21 protein-coding genes are annotated in these 20,102 nt (G+C 65.9%); 6 read left to right on the forward strand and 15 right to left on the reverse strand.

The window, feature by feature from the left end:
• Positions 1 to 143: 143 nt before the first annotated feature.
• Entirely contained in the window at positions 144 to 695 is a 552-nt protein-coding gene (locus QQL87_RS32740; protein ID WP_284423206.1) for a dihydrofolate reductase family protein, read from the reverse strand.
• Between the two features lie 102 nt (positions 696 to 797).
• On the opposite strand from QQL87_RS32740, the gene QQL87_RS32745 reads away from it, so the two are divergent.
• Positions 798 to 1,319 (forward strand): winged helix-turn-helix transcriptional regulator, encoded by a 522-nt coding sequence (locus QQL87_RS32745; RefSeq protein ID WP_284423207.1) that lies wholly within the window; start codon positions 798 to 800, stop codon positions 1,317 to 1,319.
• Positions 1,320 to 1,385: 66 nt separating this feature from the next.
• Here QQL87_RS32745 and QQL87_RS32750 read toward each other — a convergent pair whose 3' ends face one another.
• Positions 1,386 to 2,672, reverse strand: coding sequence for a hypothetical protein (locus QQL87_RS32750; protein WP_284423262.1), 1,287 nt, complete (start codon positions 2,670 to 2,672; stop codon positions 1,386 to 1,388).
• A 963-nt stretch (positions 2,673 to 3,635) separates the two neighbouring features.
• Here QQL87_RS32750 and QQL87_RS32755 point away from each other — a divergent pair.
• Entirely contained in the window at positions 3,636 to 4,442 is an 807-nt protein-coding gene (locus QQL87_RS32755) for an SDR family NAD(P)-dependent oxidoreductase (protein WP_502871245.1), read from the forward strand.
• A gap of 4 nt (positions 4,443 to 4,446) precedes the next feature.
• A complete protein-coding gene (locus QQL87_RS32760) occupies positions 4,447 to 4,893 on the forward strand; it encodes a hypothetical protein (RefSeq protein WP_284423209.1) in 447 nt (148 codons plus the stop codon).
• Positions 4,894 to 4,897: 4 nt separating this feature from the next.
• Here the strand turns inward: QQL87_RS32760 and QQL87_RS32765 are convergent, their stop codons facing one another.
• The 5 genes from QQL87_RS32765 to QQL87_RS32785 form a co-directional block, all read right to left on the reverse strand.
• Positions 4,898 to 5,308, reverse strand: coding sequence for a VOC family protein (locus QQL87_RS32765; RefSeq protein ID WP_284423210.1), 411 nt, complete (start codon positions 5,306 to 5,308; stop codon positions 4,898 to 4,900).
• A 30-nt stretch (positions 5,309 to 5,338) separates the two neighbouring features.
• Positions 5,339 to 5,707 (reverse strand): DoxX family protein, encoded by a 369-nt coding sequence (locus QQL87_RS32770; protein ID WP_502871246.1) that lies wholly within the window; start codon positions 5,705 to 5,707, stop codon positions 5,339 to 5,341.
• 137 nt (positions 5,708 to 5,844) lie between these two features.
• Positions 5,845 to 7,116 (reverse strand): RNA polymerase sigma factor, encoded by a 1,272-nt coding sequence (locus QQL87_RS32775; protein ID WP_284423212.1) that lies wholly within the window; start codon positions 7,114 to 7,116, stop codon positions 5,845 to 5,847.
• Positions 7,113 to 7,481: a YciI family protein gene (locus QQL87_RS32780; protein ID WP_284423213.1), complete on the reverse strand. Its 369-nt coding sequence runs from the start codon at positions 7,479 to 7,481 to the stop codon at positions 7,113 to 7,115. Before QQL87_RS32780 ends, QQL87_RS32775 begins: the two co-directional genes overlap by 4 nt.
• A gap of 99 nt (positions 7,482 to 7,580) precedes the next feature.
• The gene (locus QQL87_RS32785; RefSeq protein WP_284423214.1) at positions 7,581 to 7,919 is read right to left on the reverse strand and encodes a hypothetical protein; all 339 of its coding nucleotides are present in this window, start codon (positions 7,917 to 7,919) and stop codon (positions 7,581 to 7,583) included.
• 89 nt (positions 7,920 to 8,008) lie between these two features.
• Here QQL87_RS32785 and QQL87_RS32790 point away from each other — a divergent pair, with 89 nt between their 5' ends.
• Entirely contained in the window at positions 8,009 to 8,974 is a 966-nt protein-coding gene (locus QQL87_RS32790; RefSeq protein ID WP_284423215.1) for a 2-hydroxyacid dehydrogenase, read from the forward strand.
• A gap of 4 nt (positions 8,975 to 8,978) precedes the next feature.
• Here the strand turns inward: QQL87_RS32790 and QQL87_RS32795 are convergent, their stop codons facing one another.
• Positions 8,979 to 9,650 carry a TetR/AcrR family transcriptional regulator gene (locus QQL87_RS32795; protein WP_284423216.1) on the reverse strand — a complete coding sequence of 224 codons (672 nt, stop codon included), beginning with the start codon at positions 9,648 to 9,650 and terminating at the stop codon, positions 8,979 to 8,981.
• Between the two features lie 90 nt (positions 9,651 to 9,740).
• Here QQL87_RS32795 and QQL87_RS32800 point away from each other — a divergent pair, with 90 nt between their 5' ends.
• Both QQL87_RS32800 and proA read left to right on the forward strand, forming a co-directional pair.
• Positions 9,741 to 10,385, forward strand: coding sequence for a glutathione binding-like protein (locus tag QQL87_RS32800; RefSeq protein WP_284423217.1), 645 nt, complete (start codon positions 9,741 to 9,743; stop codon positions 10,383 to 10,385).
• 143 nt (positions 10,386 to 10,528) lie between these two features.
• Entirely contained in the window at positions 10,529 to 15,304 is a 4,776-nt protein-coding gene (gene proA / locus QQL87_RS32805) for an anti-phage protein ProA (protein WP_284423218.1), read from the forward strand.
• 4 nt (positions 15,305 to 15,308) lie between these two features.
• Here proA and ybgC read toward each other — a convergent pair whose 3' ends face one another.
• The 7 genes from ybgC to ruvC form a co-directional block, all read right to left on the reverse strand.
• Entirely contained in the window at positions 15,309 to 15,755 is a 447-nt protein-coding gene (ybgC, locus tag QQL87_RS32810) for a tol-pal system-associated acyl-CoA thioesterase (protein ID WP_284423219.1), read from the reverse strand.
• Positions 15,756 to 15,821: 66 nt separating this feature from the next.
• Entirely contained in the window at positions 15,822 to 16,742 is a 921-nt protein-coding gene (locus QQL87_RS32815; RefSeq protein ID WP_284423220.1) for a metallophosphoesterase, read from the reverse strand.
• Positions 16,743 to 16,826: 84 nt separating this feature from the next.
• Positions 16,827 to 17,873, reverse strand: a complete 1,047-nt coding sequence (ruvB, locus tag QQL87_RS32820; RefSeq protein ID WP_284423263.1) for a Holliday junction branch migration DNA helicase RuvB — start codon at positions 17,871 to 17,873, stop codon at positions 16,827 to 16,829.
• Positions 17,873 to 18,343, reverse strand: coding sequence for a hypothetical protein (locus QQL87_RS32825; protein ID WP_284423221.1), 471 nt, complete (start codon positions 18,341 to 18,343; stop codon positions 17,873 to 17,875). The genes ruvB and QQL87_RS32825 overlap by 1 nt, the downstream gene beginning before the upstream one ends.
• 85 nt (positions 18,344 to 18,428) lie before the next feature.
• Positions 18,429 to 18,848 (reverse strand): cytidine deaminase, encoded by a 420-nt coding sequence (locus tag QQL87_RS32830; protein WP_284423222.1) that lies wholly within the window; start codon positions 18,846 to 18,848, stop codon positions 18,429 to 18,431.
• A 46-nt stretch (positions 18,849 to 18,894) separates the two neighbouring features.
• Positions 18,895 to 19,512 carry a Holliday junction branch migration protein RuvA gene (gene ruvA, locus QQL87_RS32835; RefSeq protein ID WP_284423223.1) on the reverse strand — a complete coding sequence of 206 codons (618 nt, stop codon included), beginning with the start codon at positions 19,510 to 19,512 and terminating at the stop codon, positions 18,895 to 18,897.
• Positions 19,509 to 20,036, reverse strand: a complete 528-nt coding sequence (gene ruvC / locus QQL87_RS32840) for a crossover junction endodeoxyribonuclease RuvC (protein WP_284423224.1) — start codon at positions 20,034 to 20,036, stop codon at positions 19,509 to 19,511. Before ruvC ends, ruvA begins: the two co-directional genes overlap by 4 nt.
• Positions 20,037 to 20,102 lie beyond the last annotated feature (66 nt).

The following is a 20,102-nucleotide window of genomic DNA, read 5'->3' on the forward strand; positions in this document are numbered from 1 at the left end:
GAGAGCCCCCCTCACCCGGATTGCATCTGACGATGCAATCCGACCTCTCCCCGCAAGCGGGGAGAGGTGCACCGAGTACGACGCGCGATGGTCGTGTCACAATGCCGCCGCGTACTCATCGAAACCTCGCAAACCGCGAATGTTCACACATCCCGCACGCGCATATAGCGCACGATCACGACGCCATTGGAGAGCGGGCGACTATCGATCAGCCGCAGCTTCATCGCCTGCCCCGGCTTGAACAGCGGCACACCGCGTCCAAGCATGCGCGGATTGATCGCCAGCCGAAACTCATCGATCAGATCGTGCGCGATAAGCGTCGAAGCCAGGTCCGCGCTGCCGAACAGAAACAGATCCTTGGGGCTGTCTGTCTTGAGCCTGTCCACGTCGACAGCCAACTGCGGACCCAGCAGATGCGCATTCGACCATTCCAGGCGAGACAGGGTGCGCGACGCGACATGCTTGGGGATGCTGTTCATGAATTCGGCGATGACGCCGCTCGCACCTCTCCAGTACCCGGCCATCAGATCGTAGGTCACCCGGCCGAACACCAGGCCGCCCGCCTCGTGCAGCTGCGCCTCGGAGAACCGCTCCAGCTCGTCGCCCCAGACATCCTCGTGCCACGAGATGTCGCCGTTCTCGCCCGCGACCATGCCGTCGAGCGTCATCATGTTCCACAACACCAGCCTTGCCATCGACGCACCTCCCAACTGATCTTGTTTCGCAAGCAGTTGGAGGATGCCCAGACCGATGCAATATTGCAAGCGGTTTATTCCCGACCTGCCCATGAGACTCCGATGTCCGACATTCACCGCTCCGGCTGCCCGATCAACCTCACGCTCGAAGTGGTGGGGGACAAATGGAGCCTGCTGATCATCCGCGACATGATTTTCGGGAATCGCCGGCACTATCGTGAGCTGCTCGGCGGGTCGGAGGAAGGTATCTCCTCGAACATCCTGGCCGACCGGCTGAAAACATTGCTCGCCGCCGGCATCATCAGCCGCGAGGACGATCCGAGCCACAAGCAGAAGGGCATCTATTCCCTGACCGAGCAGGGCATCGAGCTCTTGCCGATCCTCGCGCAGATGGCCGGCTGGGGTTACAAATATCTGCCGGTCTCGGAAGAGCTCGGCATCCGCGCCAAGCTGCTGATGGAAGGCGGGCCGAAGATGTGGGCCGAGCTCATGGATGAGCTGCGCGAGATCCATCTCGGCGTGAAGCGCCGCAGGAAGGCCGGTCCGAGCGTCGGCGAGCGGCTGCAGGCGGCCTATCAGAAGGTCGTTGCCGCCAAGAAAGCCCAGACAGGAAAAGACCGATAGGATGTGATCCGGCGCCGCGCGGGCGAAGCGCGGATCGCGCGCTCCCCCGTCGATCGAATCTGTCGATCAGAATGGCGTGTTGTCGGCCCTGTAGCGCGAGGATCTTCGCGTCGGACGTTCGGGGACCTGCTCCAGCTGCGCGATCGGGCGGCGATAGGTCTCGGCGCGGCGCAGCCAACCCGCCTCCCAGACGCGATTCGACGGCAGGTTGCGAACCCGCTGCTGCAGCACGACCTGCACCGCGTCGGAATATTCGGCGAGCACGGCCTTGGGCTCCGTCGTGGAGCCGTTCATCTTGAGCAGAACCTGCTTGAGGCCCCAGCCCTGGCGCTGGCCGGTTTCCTTGTCGACCGCCGTCTCCGACGGATTGGTGCCCTCGCCCTTGAAGTTGATGTAGTCGATCAGCGGATAGAGATCCGCCGAGGCGCGCACGACGCGCGCATATTGCGCGACGATGTGCTCGCGCTCGGCGCCGTCAGGCGTATTGGCGAGAATCTTGTCCATCGCGCCCTGCGCACGCGCCACCAGGAACTGCGTCTGCTCGGCCATCGTGTCGAGCAGGAACTGCCGCAGCTGGCGCATCTGGGGCGAGTTGAAATTCTTCTTGAACTCGGCCCGGCTGTTCCACGGGCATGGCGGGACCGGGTTCTTGTCAAGCCAAGCCGGAAGCGGTGTCTTGCCCTTGCGCAGAAACGCGACCAGGCCGGGGAAGCCTTCTTCATAGGGCGGCTTCGCGGTCACCGGATACCAGATGAAGTGACCGATCCCGAGCGAGGCGAATTCCTCACCAGCATTCCACGAGGTGATCGCGTCGCGCCGGCCGCCGGCTTCATTGAGCCAGATCTTGCGGCCGATCATCTGCGCCACCTCGGCCGGCAGCGCCCGCTGCGGGACGGTCAGATTCTTCGTGTCCTTGGTTTCGCGTCCGGCCGTCCGCGTGTCGCTCTTGCGCTCGGCCGTGACCGGCTTTGCAGGCTCGGTCGACGGCACCACCACCTTCGGTGCTGGCGCCTGCGCCTCGGCGGGGCGTCCGACGGTCTCGGACTCCGGCTTTCGTGCCTCCGGCTTTTGCGGCTCTGCTTTTTGCGGCTCAGTCTTTTGAGGCTCGGTCTTTTGCGGCTCGAGCGATGGCGGCGGCGCGGCGTCGCGCGCCGCCTGCTCCGCTCCCGCCGGCTTCGCAGCAACCGGGCCTTCCGCCCGGGCCGTGCCGCTCGTCGCCAGACCAACGACGACGCAGGACAGCAGCAAGGCGCGGCGCGCACTCAGCCAGCTGCCTGGCCGGCGCGACAGCGCGAGCTGCTCCGTGCTGCATGAGAACGATGTGATTCGCTGGCTGATGGATTGACCGTCCATGTCGATTCTACCGAGACCTGACTCTACGCTACCAGTTCGGGGTTCGTCCAAGACGCAACCCGACACCCCTGCCCGACGGGCAAATCAACCGTCGGGCTCCGATCACATCGGAGGCCGAATGCCTGCTTGGACGCTCCGGCGCAAACCGCGAATCCGCTGCGCCAGGATTTCTTTTTCGTGAAGAGTTTCAAGCCGATCACCCTTGTCCAGTCCTTGCCGCGAAAATTTTCTTATTTCTTTTTTCCAGAATTTAGGTTCTATTAACCACATCCTGTTCCCGATCGAGAGGGACGTTTCGCGGTCGTCACGAACGTTGAGAGCGGGATGCGGTGGACGCGTCGATGTTGCAGCGTGGAGCATGATTCGGAGCCGGAGGCTGTTGACGCCTATTGCGCCACAGCTTTCTGACAACATCATGCTCATATGAAGGACACGCAGACGAACAACGCGGCGCGTACGGCGAAATCGTGTGGTCCTGGCATCCCGATGCTGATGTCGTGTCCGTTGCGTGTACGCAATGTGGCAGAAACGGGGGCAAGACAGCCGGTCCCCGGGGAGAGCACGTATAAGCCGTCCGACCATCGCGCAGGGAAGGCCGGGATGCCCCAGCCGAACCTGTGGTTCCTGCCCCGTGCATTTTTTCCGCACGGGGGCCATGGGGGCGGCGAGCTCCCGGTCTTCCCTGCTCCCTCCGATCGGTGAGGGGACACCAATACCAGCATGACTCGGACGCTATTGCGCCGCGAGAACGCGAGTTGGCGCGTCCATTACTACCCTTGGCTGTTTGACAAGGGCTGCGAACTTCGCTGCGCTACGCGGCACCGATCTGAATTGAACGCACACTGACAAATGTGACGGCCTTCACAGGCGGTCCGCACCGCGCGTGTTAGGAACCACGCAGCGGGAACCCACAAGAGATAGCAACCGTAAGAGCAAGAGCCGGGCCGCCGGCCGAAGGAGCCGATTGCCGTGACCGAACCATCGACGACGGAGCTCATCGACAAGGTCGCCCTGATTACCGGCGCTGCGCGCGGCATCGGGCTCGCGACCGCCAAGCGATTTCTGCAGGAGGGCTGGCGCGTGGCCCTGCTCGACATCGAGGCCAAGCTGCTCAGCGACGCCACAGCCGCGCTCAAATGTCCCGACCGGACGCTGGCCTTGCATTGCGACGTGTCTGACGCCGCGATGGTGGCCGATGCGCTGGAGCGCATCACCAGGCTATTCGGGCGCCTCGACGCGCTGGTCAACAATGCCGGCGTCGCACGCTTCGCGTCAGTCATGGAAACCACCGAAACCGACTGGCAGCGCATTCTCGACGTCAATCTGACGGGACCATTCCTGTGCACGCGGGCTGCGGTGCCACTGATGCGCGAGCACGGCGGCGCCATCGTCAACATCACCTCGATCTCGGCCGTGCGCGCCTCCACCTTGCGTTCGGCCTACGGCACCAGCAAGGCGGCGCTGGCGCATCTGACCAAACAGCTCGCGGTCGAGCTCGCCTCCGCCGGCATCCGCGTCAACGCCGTGGCGCCTGGACCGGTCGAGACGGCGATGGCGAGGGACGTGCACACGCCGGAGATTCGCGCCGACTATCACGACGCCATCCCGCTCAACCGCTACGGCCTTGAAGAGGAGCTGGCGGACGCCATCTTCTTTCTCAGTTCCGAGCGATCGAGTTACATCACGGGCCAGGTGCTGGCCGTGGACGGTGGCTTCGATGCCGCCGGAATCGGGCTGCCGACATTGCGCGGCCAACGCAGGAACGCTTGACGCGATGCCGAGCCGGATGCGCATCATCCTCACCGTGCTGCTCGCAGTCGTCCTGTGGGGCATCGCGTCGATGCTGGCGCGCGCCGATGTCCGCATCGTCTCCTCGCCCGGCGGCGAAGTCGGTTCGTTCCTCGAACTGTTCGAGAAGGTGCGTGCCTCCGGTGAGCGCGTCGTCATCGACGGCCCCTGCCTGTCGGCCTGCACGCTGGTGCTCAGCGTCGTACCTGAGGATCGCATCTGCGTGACGCGGCGCGCCGCGCTCGGTTTCCACGCCGCACGCTCGGTCGACCGGCGCGGCCGCACCTATGCGGAGCCGGAGGCCTCGCAGATCGTGCTGCGCACCTACCCGGCGCCGGTGCGCAGCTGGATCGTGCGCCGCGGCGGACTGACGTCGCGGCTGCTAGTGCTGCGCGGGCGCGATCTGAAGGCGATGTACCCCTCCTGCCGCTAGCCGCTCAATAGCCGTCGGCCGGCGAATTGATCATCCAGGGAATCCCGAACCGGTCGACGCCCATGCCGAAGCCCTTGGACCAGAACGTCTTGCCGAACGGCATGGTGACGGCGCCGCCCTCGAGCAGCGCGCTGAACTTGCGCTCGGCCTCGGCGGGGTCTGCGATCTGCAGGGAGACCGAGATTCCCTGCGGCGTCCGGAAATACGCCGGCGGCGCGTCGGAGGCCATGATGACGTCCCCTGATATCGAGAAGCTGACATGCATGATCCTGTCCTTGTGCTCGGGCGCCGAGGGCATCTCCGGCGGAGCCTCGCCATAGCGCATCATCATGTCGACCTTGGCGCCGAGCACATCGGCGTAGTGCTTGAGGGCCTGCTCGCAATTGCCGTTGAAGGTGAGATAGGGACAGATCATGTCATCCTCCTTGGTTGAAAAGCTGGTGCGTCAGCGCAGCGGCAGCAGCGCGCGCAGGCGGCGGTCGCGCAGCCACAGACCACCCCACACCATCAGCCCGAGATAGAGACCGAACAGCACGTGGCTGAACAGCGGACTGCCGATGCGGACATGCGAGGCGATGGCGCCGCCGAGATATCCGGTGAGCAGGATTGCGCCCAGCAACGAGGTCGGCGGCAGCGCATAGAGCAATGTGCAGAGCAGCGTGATCAGTCCGAGCGCCCGGGCCATGCCGTCGCTGCCGCCATAGCCCATCTGATCCATCGCCTGGGTGACGACATCGAGCGGAACGAGCTTGATCGCACCGTCGAACAGCAGGAACAGGATCACCAGCCCGCTCAGGATGCGGCCGCCCCACAATTCGGCGCGCGAGACCGGCTGGTCCAGGGTGATCGTCGACATCGGCAGTTCCCTCCGTGATGCTGCTCCAAGAACGAATGACCGCTCACGCCGCCGACAACTCGGCTGAAAATTTTGAGCCGATCCTCAGCTGCGATTCATTGACCGGCCTCGGCCTGCGCCGCCGAGCTGTCGCGCATCAGCCGGTCGAGCTGCATGCGGATGTGCGCGGCCTCGGCCGAGCTGTGCGCCAGCGCGATGGCGCGGTCGAACGCCGTCCGCGCCTCGTCGTTGCGCCCGAGCTGCATCAGCAGCGCGCCGCGCACGCCGAAGAAATAGAAATAATTGGCGAGCCGCCCGTCAAGCGGCGCGATCAGGTCGAGTGCGGCCTGCGCACCCCGGACCTTGGAGACGGCCACTGCGCGGTTCAGCGTCACGATCGGCGAGGGCTGCACGACTTCCAACGCGCCATAGAGCAGATCGATCTGCGTCCAGTCGGTATCCTCGGGACGCGCGGCGCGCGCATGCAGCGCCGCGATCGCCGCCTGGATCTGGTAGGGACCGCTGCGGCGATGCCGCATCGCCTTGTCGATCAAGGCCAGGCCTTCGGCGATCATCGGCTGATTCCACCGCGTGCGATCCTGGTCGTCCAGCAGGATCAGCGATCCCTGCGCATCAAAGCGGGCGGCGCTGCGCGCGTGTTGCAGCAGCAGCAGCGCCGTCAGGCCCATGATTTCCGGCTCGCCCGGAAACAACCGCAGCAGCAGCCGTGCCAGCCGGATCGCCTCCTCCGACAGCGGCCGGCGAACATCGGCGGTGTCGCCGCTGGCCGAATAGCCCTCGTTGAAGATCAGGTAGATCATCGCGGCGACGGCCACCAGCCGCTCCGACCGCTCGACCGCGCCGGGCGTCTCGAACGGCAGGTCGGCCTGCGCGACGCGCCCCTTCGCCCGCGTGATGCGCTGCTCCATCGCGGCCTCGCTGACCAGGAAGGCCCGGGCGATCTGCTTCACGCTGAGTCCGGAGACCACGCGCAGCGCCAGCGCAATCTGCTGCGTGGCCGGCAGCTCCTTGTGGCAGCAGATGAACAGCAGTCTGAGAATGTCGTCGCGATAATGCGAGCCGTCGAGCCGGTCGGCGAGCGCGCTCTCGGCGTCGCCGAGGTCGGAGATCGCTTCGTCGTCCGGCAGCGGCTGCTCGCGGCGGCTGCGCCGGACCTCGTCGATCGCGGCATTGCGCCCGACCATGATGAGCCACGCCGCCGGATCGCGCGGCGGCCCGTTCTGCGGCCAGCTCTTCAATGCGCGCAGGCAGGCGTTCTGGAACGCCTCCTCCGCCGTGTCGATGTTGCGGAAGTAGCGCAGCAGCGCACCGACGGCCTGGGGACGCGCTGATGTCAGGGCCGCATCGATCCAGGCCGCATCGGTCATGCCAGCGCTCCGCCCGGCCTGAACGTGCCGACAGGACGGATCTCGTAGGAGCCGCCGGGATTGGCTTCGCCGAGTTCGCGGGCGACCTCGAGCGCCTCGTCCAGATTGGCACAGTCGACAATGTAGAAGCCAAGCAGCTGCTCCTTGGTCTCGGCATAGGGACCATCGAGCACGAGCGGCGGATCCTCCTTGCGCAGGGTGGTCGCCGCCGTGGTCGGCAACAGCCGCGCCACCGGGCCGAGCCGTCCCTGCTTGATCAGCTTCTCCTGGACGACCGCGAGCTTGGCCATGACCGCTTCATCCTGGTCCTTGGTCCAGGCGCAGACCACATCCTCGTCGTGATAGCAGAGCAACGCGTACAGCATCGGCAGGCATCTCCGTTCGTCTTCAAGACGTCGGAGTATGCCCGCGGCCGACAGGCCCGCGAAGAATTTTCGCGGGTTCCGCCGACAGGAACAATCCGCCTACCAGGAGATGCCGTATTTGGCGGCGATGTTGCGCGCCCGCGTTTCCTGGGCGCTCTCGCGCGGCTGCTTGGCGCGGCTGGCCTGTTTCTGCGACTGGCCCTGACTCTGGCCTTGGCCCGCGGCATCCTGTCCGCTCTGGCCGCCCTGCTGCTGGCCGGCGCCCTGGGCCATCCCGGTCGCGGCGCCCTGCTGGCCACCGGCCTGCGGCTGACCGCCGCCCTTGCCGATGGAAATGCCGTTGGCCGACAGGATCGAGCCGACGTCGATGGTCTGGGCCTGGGCCGAGACCGCAGCGGACGCGATGACGAAAGCGGTGGCGAGAAGCAGTTTGCGCATGACGATGTCTCCGTGTTGATGGAGCGGAGATTGGCCTGCCCGCGCGATCTGGTATGTGGGACAGGTCACTTAAGCTCGAGGACCCTCCGATGACCAAAGGCGCGCTGGCGCTCCTGATCCATGGCGGCACCGACAACTGGTCGCCGCAGCGCTGGAAGGCGCGCTTCAACGATGTCTGCAGCGATCGCCCCGTGGTGCTGCTGCCCGACGCCGGGCTCGACCCGGCCGACGTGCACTACGCCGCCGTGTGGAAGCCGGTGCCCGGCGAGCTCGCCGGCTTTCCGAACCTGCGCGTGATCTTCAATCTCGGCGCCGGCGTCGACGCGCTGATGGCCGACAAGACCCTGCCGAGCGTGCCGCTGGTCCGTGTTGCCGTCGACGATCTCACCCAACGCATGACCGAATATGTCGTGCTGCACGTGCTGATGCACCATCGCCAGGAGCTTTACCTGCGCGAGTCGCAGCGGGCGAAGCGCTGGGCGCCGAAATATCAGTGGCCGGCGGCCGCGATCGGCGTCGGCATTCTCGGGCTCGGCACGCTCGGGATCGATGCGGCCGAGGTGCTCAAGCGCATCGGCTTCCAGGTCGCCGGCTGGAGCCGCAGCGAAAAGCAGGTCCAGGGCATCGAGACCTTCCACGGCGCGGCACAGCTCAACACATTCCTGGCGCGGACCGACATCCTGGTGTCGCTGCTGCCGCTGACGCCGGATACGCGCGGCATTCTCGACCGCAAGATGTTCGCCCAGCTCAGGCGCTCCTCGCCGCTCGGCGCCCCCGCCATGATCAATGCCGGTCGCGGCGGCCTGCAGAACGAGGCCGACATCCTCGCCTGTCTGGACGACGGCACGCTCGGCGCGGTCTCGCTCGACGTGTTCGGCCAGGAGCCGCTGCCGGCCGACAGCCCGTTCTGGACCCATCCGAAGGTGGTGCTGACGCCGCACAACGCCGCCGACACCGATGCCGACGCGATCTCGCGCTATGTCGCCGAGCAGATCGGGGCGTTCGAAGCCGGCGGCGCGCTGCGCAATCTCGTCGATCGAGTCAGGGGGTACTAAGACGCTATTTTCGACCCACCAAGACATCGATTGCGCCGGCAACGATGGCCTCCAGCGCCTCGCGCGGCACCCGCGCCCGGGCGCGGACCGCGATCGAGTGGATCGTCGCCGACGCCAGTTGCGCCAGCACGACGGGGTCGGCGCTGTCCGGCAGTTCGCCCTTTTCCTTGGCGCGCCGGAAGCAATGCGCGAACGCCTTGTCGAGCTCGGTTACCGCATTCTGCACCATGGCGCGGATGTCGGGATCGGCGATCGCCTCGGAGCCCGCCGTCATCACCGTGAAGCAGCCGCGCGGCCCCTCCTCGCCCGACAGATAGATGTCGAGCGCCGCGGCGAACAGCGCCTCCAGCTGCCGGCGCACCGGCCAGTCTTGGCGCAAGATCTCGCCGATCGTGGCCCGGGCGCTGTCGCGATAGCGCTGATAGCTCTTGATATAGAGCTCCCGCTTGTCCCCGAAGGCGCCGTAGAGGCTCGGCCGGTTCATGCCGGTGGCGGCGCTGAGATCGTCGAGCGACGTCGCGGCAAAGCCGGTCGCCCGGAACAGCTCGAGCGCCTTGCCGAGCGCGACATCAGGCTCATAGGCCCGCGGCCGCCCGCGCCGCTTCGGCTCGGCGGGCGCCGCGGTGATTTCGGCAGGAGGACCGCCCTGTGGCGGCCCTTTCTTTTTTTGTACCATTTCGCACTAAATCCCTTGACCAATTTTATATTATGCGAGACAGTATAAAAATCAATGAACGCTCCGGTCCGGAGCCCCAGGGAGACGTCCATGGACCTGTATTTCTCGCCGCTCGCCTGCTCGCTGGCCACCCGCATCGCGCTCTATGAAGCGGGCGCCGCGGCGAATTACCTCGAGGTCGATCCGAAGACCAAGGTCGTCCTCGACGACGGCTCGGATTTCCGCGCCGCCAATCCACTCGGCCTCGTCCCGACCTTGCGCACCGATGACGGCGACCTGCTGACGGAGAACGCCGCGATCCTGCAATACGTCGCCGACCGCTTCCCCGACGCGCAACTCGGCACCGGCCCAGGCATGGACCGCAGCCGGCTGCAGCAATGGCTCTGCTTCATCGGCACCGAGCTGCACAAGGGACTGTTCATTCCGATCCTCGACAAGACTGCGCCCGAGGAGATGAAGGCCCACGTTCTCAAGAAGAACCTGTCGCGGCTCGACCATCTCGACAACCACCTGCGCGGCCGAGACTATCTGCTCGATCATTTCACGGTCGCAGATGCCTATCTCGTGACTGTGATCAACTGGACCATGGCGACGCCCCCCGTCGAACTCGCGAAATGGCCGGCCGTGAAGGCCTACTACGAGCGCCTGCGTGCACGCCCGTCGATTGCACGCGCAATCGCCGAGGAGTTCGAGCTCTACAAGGCGGAACTCGCGCGGCACAGGGCAGCGGCCTGACGGCGGGCGCGTTTCATCTCCCTCTGGAGAGAATGTGACTTCAAGGGAGATGATCCATCGTTCCATGACCACATCTCCATCGTGTCGAACGCTTGACCGCGATCACTTCGGGTTGCAATCCTCGAATCGCAGGAGGATTGCACGTGGCAAGCACATCCGTACGAGACCGATTGCTGGCGGACCGGCGCGCGCTGCTCGATCTGGGCACGCGCAACCGGCTCGTGCACATCCCGCTCAAGACCAAGACCATCCGCACCATCGACATCGTCGGCGCACGATCGGCTGCGCTGTTCGAGCTGCTCGGCGAAGGCAAGCGCTTCACCTTCCTGCCATCGAAGGCCGAAGCGGTTGCTGAAACGGGGGGCGACGCATCAGTCGCAGCCGTGCCGCCGCCTCAGTCCGAAACGTCGGCCGCCAAGTCGAAGCCGACCGAAAACGAATCGGAGGCGCAGACCCGGCCAGCCGACACGCGGCTCCAGACCCGATTGACGTCCGAGGCGCTGCAGAAGCGCCTACTCGACATCTGGTATGACGCACGCACGCTGGAAGAGGAACAGGGCGTCAACATCCTCTATCTCGCCTTCGGACTGCTGAAATGGTTCGAGGACGACAAATCCGACGTCGAGCGCTTTGCGCCTCTCGTCCTGCTGCCCGTCCGGCTCGAACGCAGCAGCGCCGCCGATCGGTTTCATCTCGTCTCCCGCGCGGAGCCGCCCTCGCCGAATCTCTCGCTGCAGGCCAAGCTCGACGCTGAATTCGGCTTGAAGCTCGCGGATTTCGGCGACGAGGATGATGTCGATATCGCCGGCTATCTCGCCGGCATCGCCGAGACAGTCGCGACGAAAAAGAGATGGGAGGTGCGGGCAGACGCGATCGTCCTCGGCTTCTTCTCGTTCTCCAAATTCCTGATGTATCGCGACCTCGATCCCGAGAACTGGCCCACGGACGGCGCGCTCGATCGGCACCCCTTGATCACGGCGCTGCTGCAGAACGGCTTCGAAGCGTCGGAGCCGATCGTCGCCGACAACGGCAGGATCGATCCCGTGATCCAGCCGGTCGCGATGAACCACGTCGTCGATGCCGATTCGTCGCAGGCCGTGGTGATCGAGGAAGTGGTCCGCGGCCGCGACCTCGTCGTCAAGGGACCTCCGGGCACGGGCAAGTCACAGACCATCACCAACATCATCGCCTCGGCTGCGGCCGAGGGGAAGACGGTGCTGTTCGTCGCCGAGAAGATGGCGGCGCTGGACGTCGTGCACCGGCGGCTGAAGGCTGTCGGTCTCGGCTCCCTCGCGCTCGAGCTTCATTCCAACAAGGCCAACAAACGCATCCTGCTGGAAGAGTTGAAGCGCTGCAAATCGGCTGCCGTGCCCGCGCCGCGCGGCGAGGCGACGCTGGTGCAGCACCTGACCGACAGCCGCGACGGCCTCAATCAGCACGCCGACATGATGCACCAGCCGCACCAGCCGAGCGAGCTGACGCCGTTCCGGCTGCTGGGTCATCTCATCCGTTGTGGGGAAACGTCGGCACAGCCGGCGCGGCCATTGCAGGGCGCGCCCTCCTGGACTCCGTTGGACTTGGAGCGAAGACGCGAGCTGATCGCCGAGCTGGCTGAGCGGATCGCAGCCGACGGCGCGCCTCATCTGCACCCGTGGCGCGGCGTCGGCCGCGACGCACTCGATCCGACCGAAATGGCGCGCCTGCGGACATCGCTGGACGAGATTGCAAAGGGTCTCGGCGACGTTACGACGGGCGCGGCCCGCATGGGCGCGCTGTTCGAACTGCCGTCACCGGCCACCTTGGCCGATGCCGCTGGCGTACTGGCATTCGCCGAGGCTGCGGCGGCAATGCCCGAGTGCGACAAGGCGGCCTTCCGCGATCCGATCTGGAGCCGGCCGCACGAGGTCGCCGATATCGTCGACAGGGGCTTCCGCTACGCCAAATTGAAGACCGCGTTCGAATCCGCGTTCGTCGAGGCCGCCTGGGATGCAGCGATGGCCGATTGCCGCAAGGTGATCGCGGAGAAGGGCAACTCCTGGCTTCGGCTGCTCAGCGCGCGCTATCGCGCGCAGATGGCGCTGCTGACGTCTTACCTGAAGGTGCCGATGCCGAAATCGGTCGATCAGCGGCTGCTGCTGATCGACGGTCTCATCGCTGCGCAGGCCGCGCGCCGGTCCTTCGCGGAGCTGGAGAATGCAGGGAGCGCGGCCTTTGGGACCGCGTGGCAGAAGGAGCAGTCGGACTGGGAGGCGCTGTCGACATTGACGACCTGGTGGAGCGCATTCCCGAAGCCATTCGCGAACGACGAGACGCGCCAGCGCCTGACGCATCTCACGCTGTCGGCCGACGACCGGCAAGCGATCACTCAATTCAAGAACGACCTCGCGGGCCTGAGATCCAGCCTGCAGCAGCTCATCGATTTTCTGCAACTGGAGCCCAACCGCATCCCGCTCGACGCGGGCGACCGAATTCGGTTCGACGAGTTGTCGGAGACCTTCTCGGAGTGGCAAAGCTCCACCGAGCGGCTCACCCGCTGGATCGCATTCATGGAGCGGATCCGTCTCGCCCGTGCGTATGGTCTCGCGGCTCTGGTCGATCGTACGCTCGACGGCTCGTTGCCGGGCGACGCGTTGCAACAGACTTTCGATCGTTCCTACTACGATGCGATGCGCAGCGTGATCTTCGCGCAGCACCCGCAGCTCAAGCGTTTCGACGGAGAGTCGCACGACCGTCTCGTCGACGGCTTCCGCAAGCTCGACGTCGAGCGCATGCAGCTCGCCCGCGACCAGATCGCCTATGAGCATGCCGCGGCACTGCCACGCAATGCGGGCGGCATCGGCCCGCTCGGCGTGTTGAACGGCGAGCTGGCCAAGAAGCGCAATCATCTTCCGATCCGCCAACTGCTGGAGCGCGCCGGCCCGGTCGTGCAGCAGATCAAGCCGATCTTTCTGATGAGCCCGCTTTCGGTGGCGCAGTTCCTGAAGCCCGGCGCGATCGCCTTCGATCTGCTCGTCGTCGACGAGGCTTCGCAGATCGAACCGGTGGATGCGCTCGGCGCCGTGGCGCGCTGCCGGCAGATGGTGGTCGTCGGTGACGAGCGCCAGCTGCCGCCGACGCGTTTCTTCGCCAAGCTGACCGGAAACGATGACGAGGACAGCGACGATGAGGATCAACCGACCTTCCAGGTGAAGGACGCCGAGAGCATTCTCGACCTCTGCCTCGCCAAGGGCCTGTCGCACCGGATGCTGAACTGGCACTACCGCAGCAAGCACCAGTCGCTGATCGCGGTGTCGAACAAGCAGTTCTACGACAACCGGCTGTTCATCGTGCCGAGCCCCTATGACGCCGTGGCGGGCATGGGGCTGAAGTTCAACTACAACCCCGATGCGCATTACGAGCGCGGCAGCAGCCGGACCAATCCGAGGGAGGCCCGCATCGTGGCAGAGGCGGTCATGCGGCATGCGCGTGAGACGCCTGAGAGAAGCCTGGGCGTTGCGACCTTCTCCGTGGCGCAGCGGCAGGCGATTCAGGACCAGCTCGAGCTGTTGCGCAAGGAAAGCCCCGACACCGAGAACTTCTTCGTCCGCGGCACGAGCGAGCCGTTCTTCGTCAAGAATCTCGAAAACATCCAGGGCGACGAGCGCGACGTCATCTTCATCTCGATGGGTTACGGTAAGACCAAGGAGGGGTTCGTCTCCATGAGCTTCGGCCCGCTGAACTCGGACGGCGGCGAGCGCCGCCTGAACGTGCTCATCTCCCGCGCCAAGCTGCGCTGCGAGGTGTTCTCCTCGATCAGCGGCGACGACATCGATTTATCGCGCGCCAAGGGCCGTGGCATCGCCGCGCTGAAGACGTTCCTGACTTTCGCACAGACTGGTCAGCTCGGCCTTGCACAGGAAACCGGCCGTGATCCAGACTCGGTGTTCGAGGAGCAGGTCGCGGCCAAGCTGGGAGCGCTCGGCCATGAGGTGAAGACGCAGATCGGCACCGCCGGCTTCTTCGTCGATCTCGCGATCGTCGATCCGGACAAGCCCGGCCGCTTCCTGCTCGGCATCGAATGCGACGGCGCCCAGTACCACGCCTCGCGCTCGGCGCGAGACCGCGATCGCCTGCGCCAGGACGTGCTGGAAGCGCATGGCTGGGTGCTGCATCGCATCTGGTCGACCGACTGGTTCCTCCGTCCCAAGGAGGAGACCGAGAAGGTCCTGCGCGCGATCGAGGCGGCGAAGGCGCATTGGCGCGAGATCGACGAAGGCGCTGCCGCGACGCAGCCCGAGCCTCCGGTAGAACCCGATGTGCCGGAGGCAAAAGCCACCGCGGACCGCCCCGCAGAGGTCATCGCACAGGCGCCGACGGTGATCCCCTACGAAGAGGCGAAGCTGCGGGTGCGCCGGGAGATCGAGCCGCACGAGACGTCGCTCTCCAACATGACGCGGCATGTCGTCGAGATCGTCGCCGTCGAAGGGCCGGTGCATGAATCGGAAATCATCGTCCGCATCAGATCGGCCTGGGGCCTCGCCCGCGCCGGCAATCGCATCCGCGACGCCGTCCGCGCGGCGCTGAACGCGGCGGTCGCGAAGGGACAGATCGCCGGTGGTCCGTTCTACGTTGTCCCCGGCCAGACGATCGTTGTCCGAAATCGCGAGGACGTGCAGTCGACGACGCTGCGCAAGCCGGAGATGCTGCCGCCGGAAGAGATCAAGGCGGCCATCCTGCAGGTCGTGGAGCAGAACTTTGGCGCCGAGGAGGACCAGTTGATCCAGGCGGTGGCCCGCCTGTTCGGCTTCGGATCGACCAGCGCCCAGTTGCGCGAGGCTGTGCTGACCAGCCTCAAGGATCTACTCGACGCGGGCAATCTGCGCCGCGAGGGAGAGTTGCTGACCAGGCCGCAGGAGGTCTCGCCGGCCACGCCGGCTTGACCGGCTAGGCGAGGTCCGCCTTCAGCAGATCACGCAGCGCCTTCGGAATCGGCTGCGCCTTGCCGCCGCTGATGAAGGCGACGCGGACGTCGGCCTTGACGAGAATCTCCTCGCCGCGCCGCACCTCCTGGGCCAAGGTGATCGAGGCGCCCTTGACTGCGATCGGCCACGTCACCACGTCGAGCACGTCGTCCATGCGCGCCGGCCGCAGGAAATCGAGCGTCATCGAGCGCACGACGAAGGCGAAGCCCGGCGCCTCGCTTTCGGCCTCCGCGAACAGCGCGTGCTGCTCGGCCCCCATCAGCCGCAGATGATTGGTGCGGCCGCGCTCCATGAAGCGGAGGTAGTTGGCGTGGTAGACGATCCCTGAGAAATCCGTGTCCTCGTAGTAGACGCGGACCTGCATGTGATGGCGGCCGTCGCGGATGTCGCCGTCGAGATGTTGGGTCACCGGAAGCCCTCGATTGCCGGAAATGGCGATCGTTTTGCCCAGTTCAACGGCGAGCGCAAGGGCAAGCTACGACATCAGCTCCACGGGTTCCCCACCGACGGTGACCAGCACGATCTCCGGCGGCATGCCGATCCGCACCGGCATGATGCTGCAGCCGAGCCCCCCGGACACGATGACGTCGCACTGCGTGCGGATGTGACCGTAGGCAAGGTTGACACCGTTGCGCGCGGGAACCGCCGGCGACCAGCCGAGCACGCGCACCTGCCCGCCATGCGTATGGCCGGACAGCTGCAGCGACACCCGCGCCGGCACCCGAAGCGCCACGTCAGGCTCGTGCGCCAGCAGGATCACCGGCGCGCTGTCGATCACCTTGCGCAGCGTCGCTGCGAGATCATCGACGCCGATCCGCGGCACCGACCGGAAACGGCGGGCCGGCATGTAGGCCAGTTGATCCCCGAGGCCGGCGAGCCAGAAGGCATGGCCGTTCTTGCTGAGGCGCACGGCGTCGTTCTCATAGACAGGGATGCCGACCGTTTCGAGCGCCTTCTGGGCGAACGGCGCGCCATGGCCGTCGCGCTGCACCGTCCTGTCATCCCAATAGTCGTGGTTGCCGAGAATGGCGTGGACGCCGAGTGGCGCCTTCAGGCCGCCAAGCACCGGCGCCCACTCCGAAGCGTCGATGCGTCCGATGTGATGACGATGACCGGCGACATAGTCGCCGAGCAGCACGATCAGATCCGGCTTCAGCGCGTTGGTCCTGTGAACGATGGTCTCGATATGCGACAGCGACATCCAGGGATCGCAGGCATGGACGTCGGCGATCGCCGCGATCTTCAGCTTGAGGCCTGCCGGCCAGTTGCGCGGACGGACATGATAGTCGGTGACGCCGAGGCGGAGCGGCTCGACGCCGACGCCGTAGGTGGCGGTGGAAAAACCGGTGGCGGCAAGGCCGCCCGAAAATGACAGAAAGCGACGGCGTGACAGCATGGACAAACTCCTCGCAGCGGCTTCCTTTTCCCGGATCATTGCAACCGATTTCGGGTGCGTCTGTGCAGATTGTCAGCAGATTCGTTAAGCATCGTCGTCGTTGCCGAACAGGCCGAACTGGCTGGGATCGCGATTCGGCTCGGCCATCCCGAGATGCTTGAATGCGTGCGTGGTCAGGAGCCGGCCGCGCGGGGTGCGCTGCAGATAGCCGCATTGGATGAGATAAGGCTCGATGATGTCCTCGATGGCGTCGCGCGGCTCCGACAGCGCCGCCGCCATGGTCTCGACGCCGACCGGTCCGCCGCCGTAGTTCAGTGCGATGGTTGTCAGATAACGGCGATCCATCGCATCCAGCCCGGCAGCATCTACTTCCAGTGCGCTCAAGGCGTGATCGGCGATGGCGCGATCGATCGCGCTCGCGTCGGCAGCTGACGCGAAGTCGCGGACGCGGCGCAGCAGCCGGCCGGCGATACGCGGCGTGCCGCGGGCGCGGCGCGCGATCTCGTTGGCGCCATCGGGGGTCATGCCGATCCCGAGCACGCGGGCGCCACGGGTGACGATGCCTTCGAGCTCCTCGACCGTGTAGAAGTTCAGCCGGATCGGAATGCCGAAACGATCGCGCAAGGGATTGGTGAGCAGGCCCGCGCGCGTGGTGGCGCCGACCAGCGTGAACTTCGACAGGTCGATCTTGACCGAGCGCGCCGCCGGGCCCTCGCCGATGATGAGGTCGAGCTGAAAGTCCTCCATCGCCGGATAGAGCACCTCTTCGACCGCCGGGCTGAGACGGTGGATCTCGTCGATGAACAGCACGTCGCGCTCTTCGAGATTGGTCAGCAGCGCCGCGAGGTCACCGGCCTTGGCGATGACCGGGCCCGACGTCGCGCGGAAACCGACGCCGAGCTCACGCGCCACGATCTGCGCCAAGGTTGTCTTGCCGAGGCCGGGAGGACCGACGAACAGCACATGGTCGAGCGCCTCGCCGCGCTTGCGCGCCGCCTCGATGAAGATCGACAGATTGGCGCGCGCCTGCTGCTGGCCGACGAACTCCGACAGCTGCTGCGGACGTAGCGCGGTGTCGCCGACATCGTCCGAGCGCCGCTCCGGGCTCACCATGCGCGCAGGAGGCTTCATCATGGTTCACCCGCCGACAACTGCTGATGGTGTAGTGGAAGCGGCATCTTCGAAACATACCATGCGCAAATTAGCTCGGCAGGAGCCATGATCATCGTCCAGTACAGCAGCTTCTGGACGTCGCTTGGCACGGGCCGTTCACAACAATCCGCGATATCCCGATAGGTCGCGAGAAGTGCGGCAGCGGGGATCATCACGAACACGACGAATGGCCATCGGAGCCGCTTCAGGAAAGAGAACTGAATGGCCACAGCCGTGGCAACGAACAGTTGCCCGGGCATCACCCAGGCTACGCCGAGCCCCAAGGCAGCAATCAAGCGGACACCAAGCGCATCCCATTGAGCCAGCAAACTATCCCCAACGCCCGCAACCAAGACCAGTAGCGGCGTCGTCAACCATATCATGAGCGCCGAGATGAGCGTGCCCCCGAGCCAGAAGATCGCGAATATGCGCGGCGTCCTCAGGTTCATGCGGATCGTTCCGGCGTCGAGACGACACTGAATTGCCGTCTGACGGTCTCGGCTAATCCCACCGTCAATCGGCGCGCCGGCGGCTTCATTCGTTGCCGCGCCTGTACTTGTTCGGCAGCAGTTCGCCGATGGTCACGGCCGCAGGCCCCTTGCCGTTCGACGGCACGATGACGCGGGCCTTCGCATCATAATCGTGGATCAGCTCGCGGCAGGTACCGCAGGGCGACACGACGGCGACCTCGCCCGGCTCGCCCGGCTTGGGATGGCGCACCGCGACGATGGTCTCGATGCCGTGGTCGCCGAACTCGGTGATGGCGCGGCCGATCGCAATGGCCTCGGCGCAGACGGCGTTGCGGCCGAGATAGGCGTCGATGTTGACGCCGGTGATGATGCGGCCGTCGCGGGTGCGCATGGCCGCGCCGACCTCCTGCCAGTCGTTGCGGTAGCGGTTCTTGACCGCCGATGTCGCCGCTTCGATCAGCTCCTTGTCCTTCTTGCTCACCATGGGGGAAACGGATGTCCTTCTGCTCGCCTGGCCGGGCGACGATAGCCTATTTCGCCAGCTCTTTGAGGCCGAGGCGGATGAGTTGCGCGGTCTCGGCCTTGTCGCCGGCCGCGCGCGAGGCGGCTGCGATGGCGGCTGCCGCCTGCGGCTGGCCGTAGCCGAGATTGATGAGTGCGGAGATCGCGTCCGCCACCGGACGCGGCGCACGAGATTCCTCGATGGCCCCTGACAGACGCACCACGCCGGGATCGACATCGGCAAAGGCGGGCGCCTTGTCCTTCAGCTCGGTGACGATGCGCTCGGCGACCTTGGGTCCGACGCCCGGCGTGCGCGCCACCGCGGCCTTGTCGCGCAGCGCGATGGCGTTGGCGAGATCGTTCGGCGGCAGCGTGCCGAGCACCGCGAGGGCGACCTTGGCGCCGACGCCCTGCACGGTCTGCAAAAGACGAAACCATTCCCGTTCGACATCCGAGCGAAAACCGAACAGCTTGATCTGGTCCTCGCGCACATAGGTCTCGATCGACAGTGTGGCGGCTTCGCCCGGCGACGGCAAGGCCTGCAGGGTGCGCGCCGAGCAGTGCACCTGGTAGCCGACGCCGCCGACGTCGAGGATGACGAAATCCTCAGTGATGGAGTCGATCAGCCCCTTGAGCTTGCCGATCATAGCCCGGCCACCTTCATGCGCAGCGCCTGGCCCTGGCGGTGATGGGCGTGGGTGATGGCGATGGCCAGCGCGTCGGCCGCGTCCGCCGACGGCGGGTCGGCCTTGGGCAGCAGGATCTTCAGCATGACAGCGATCTGGCCCTTGTCGGCATGGCCGGCGCCGACCACGGTCTTCTTGACCTGGTTGGGGGCGTATTCGGCGACCGAAATTCCGAACATCGCCGGCGCCAGCATGGCGATGCCGCGGGCCTGGCCGAGCTTCAAGGTGGCGACGCCGTCCTTGTTGACGAAGGTCTGCTCGACGGCGGCCTCCATCGGTGAGAAGCGGCCGAGCACCGCCGACAGCCCCTCATGGATCGCGAGCAGCCGGCTCGCCAGCGGCAGGTCGTCGGGCGGCTCGACCGAGCCGCAGCCGACATAGATCAGCCGGTTGCCCTCGCTCTCGATCACGCCCCAGCCGGTGCGGCGGAGGCCGGGATCGATCCCGATGATGCGGACGGCTGCGCGAATCGGCTGGGCTTTCATGGGATAGAGATAGCCTCGCGCCGCCCTCTGGGAAACATAAACGGAACAGCCGGCCGGCGGGGCGGC

It is taken from the genome of Bradyrhizobium sp. SSBR45G (assembly GCF_030159255.1).
Lineage (GTDB): Bacteria > Pseudomonadota > Alphaproteobacteria > Rhizobiales > Xanthobacteraceae > Bradyrhizobium.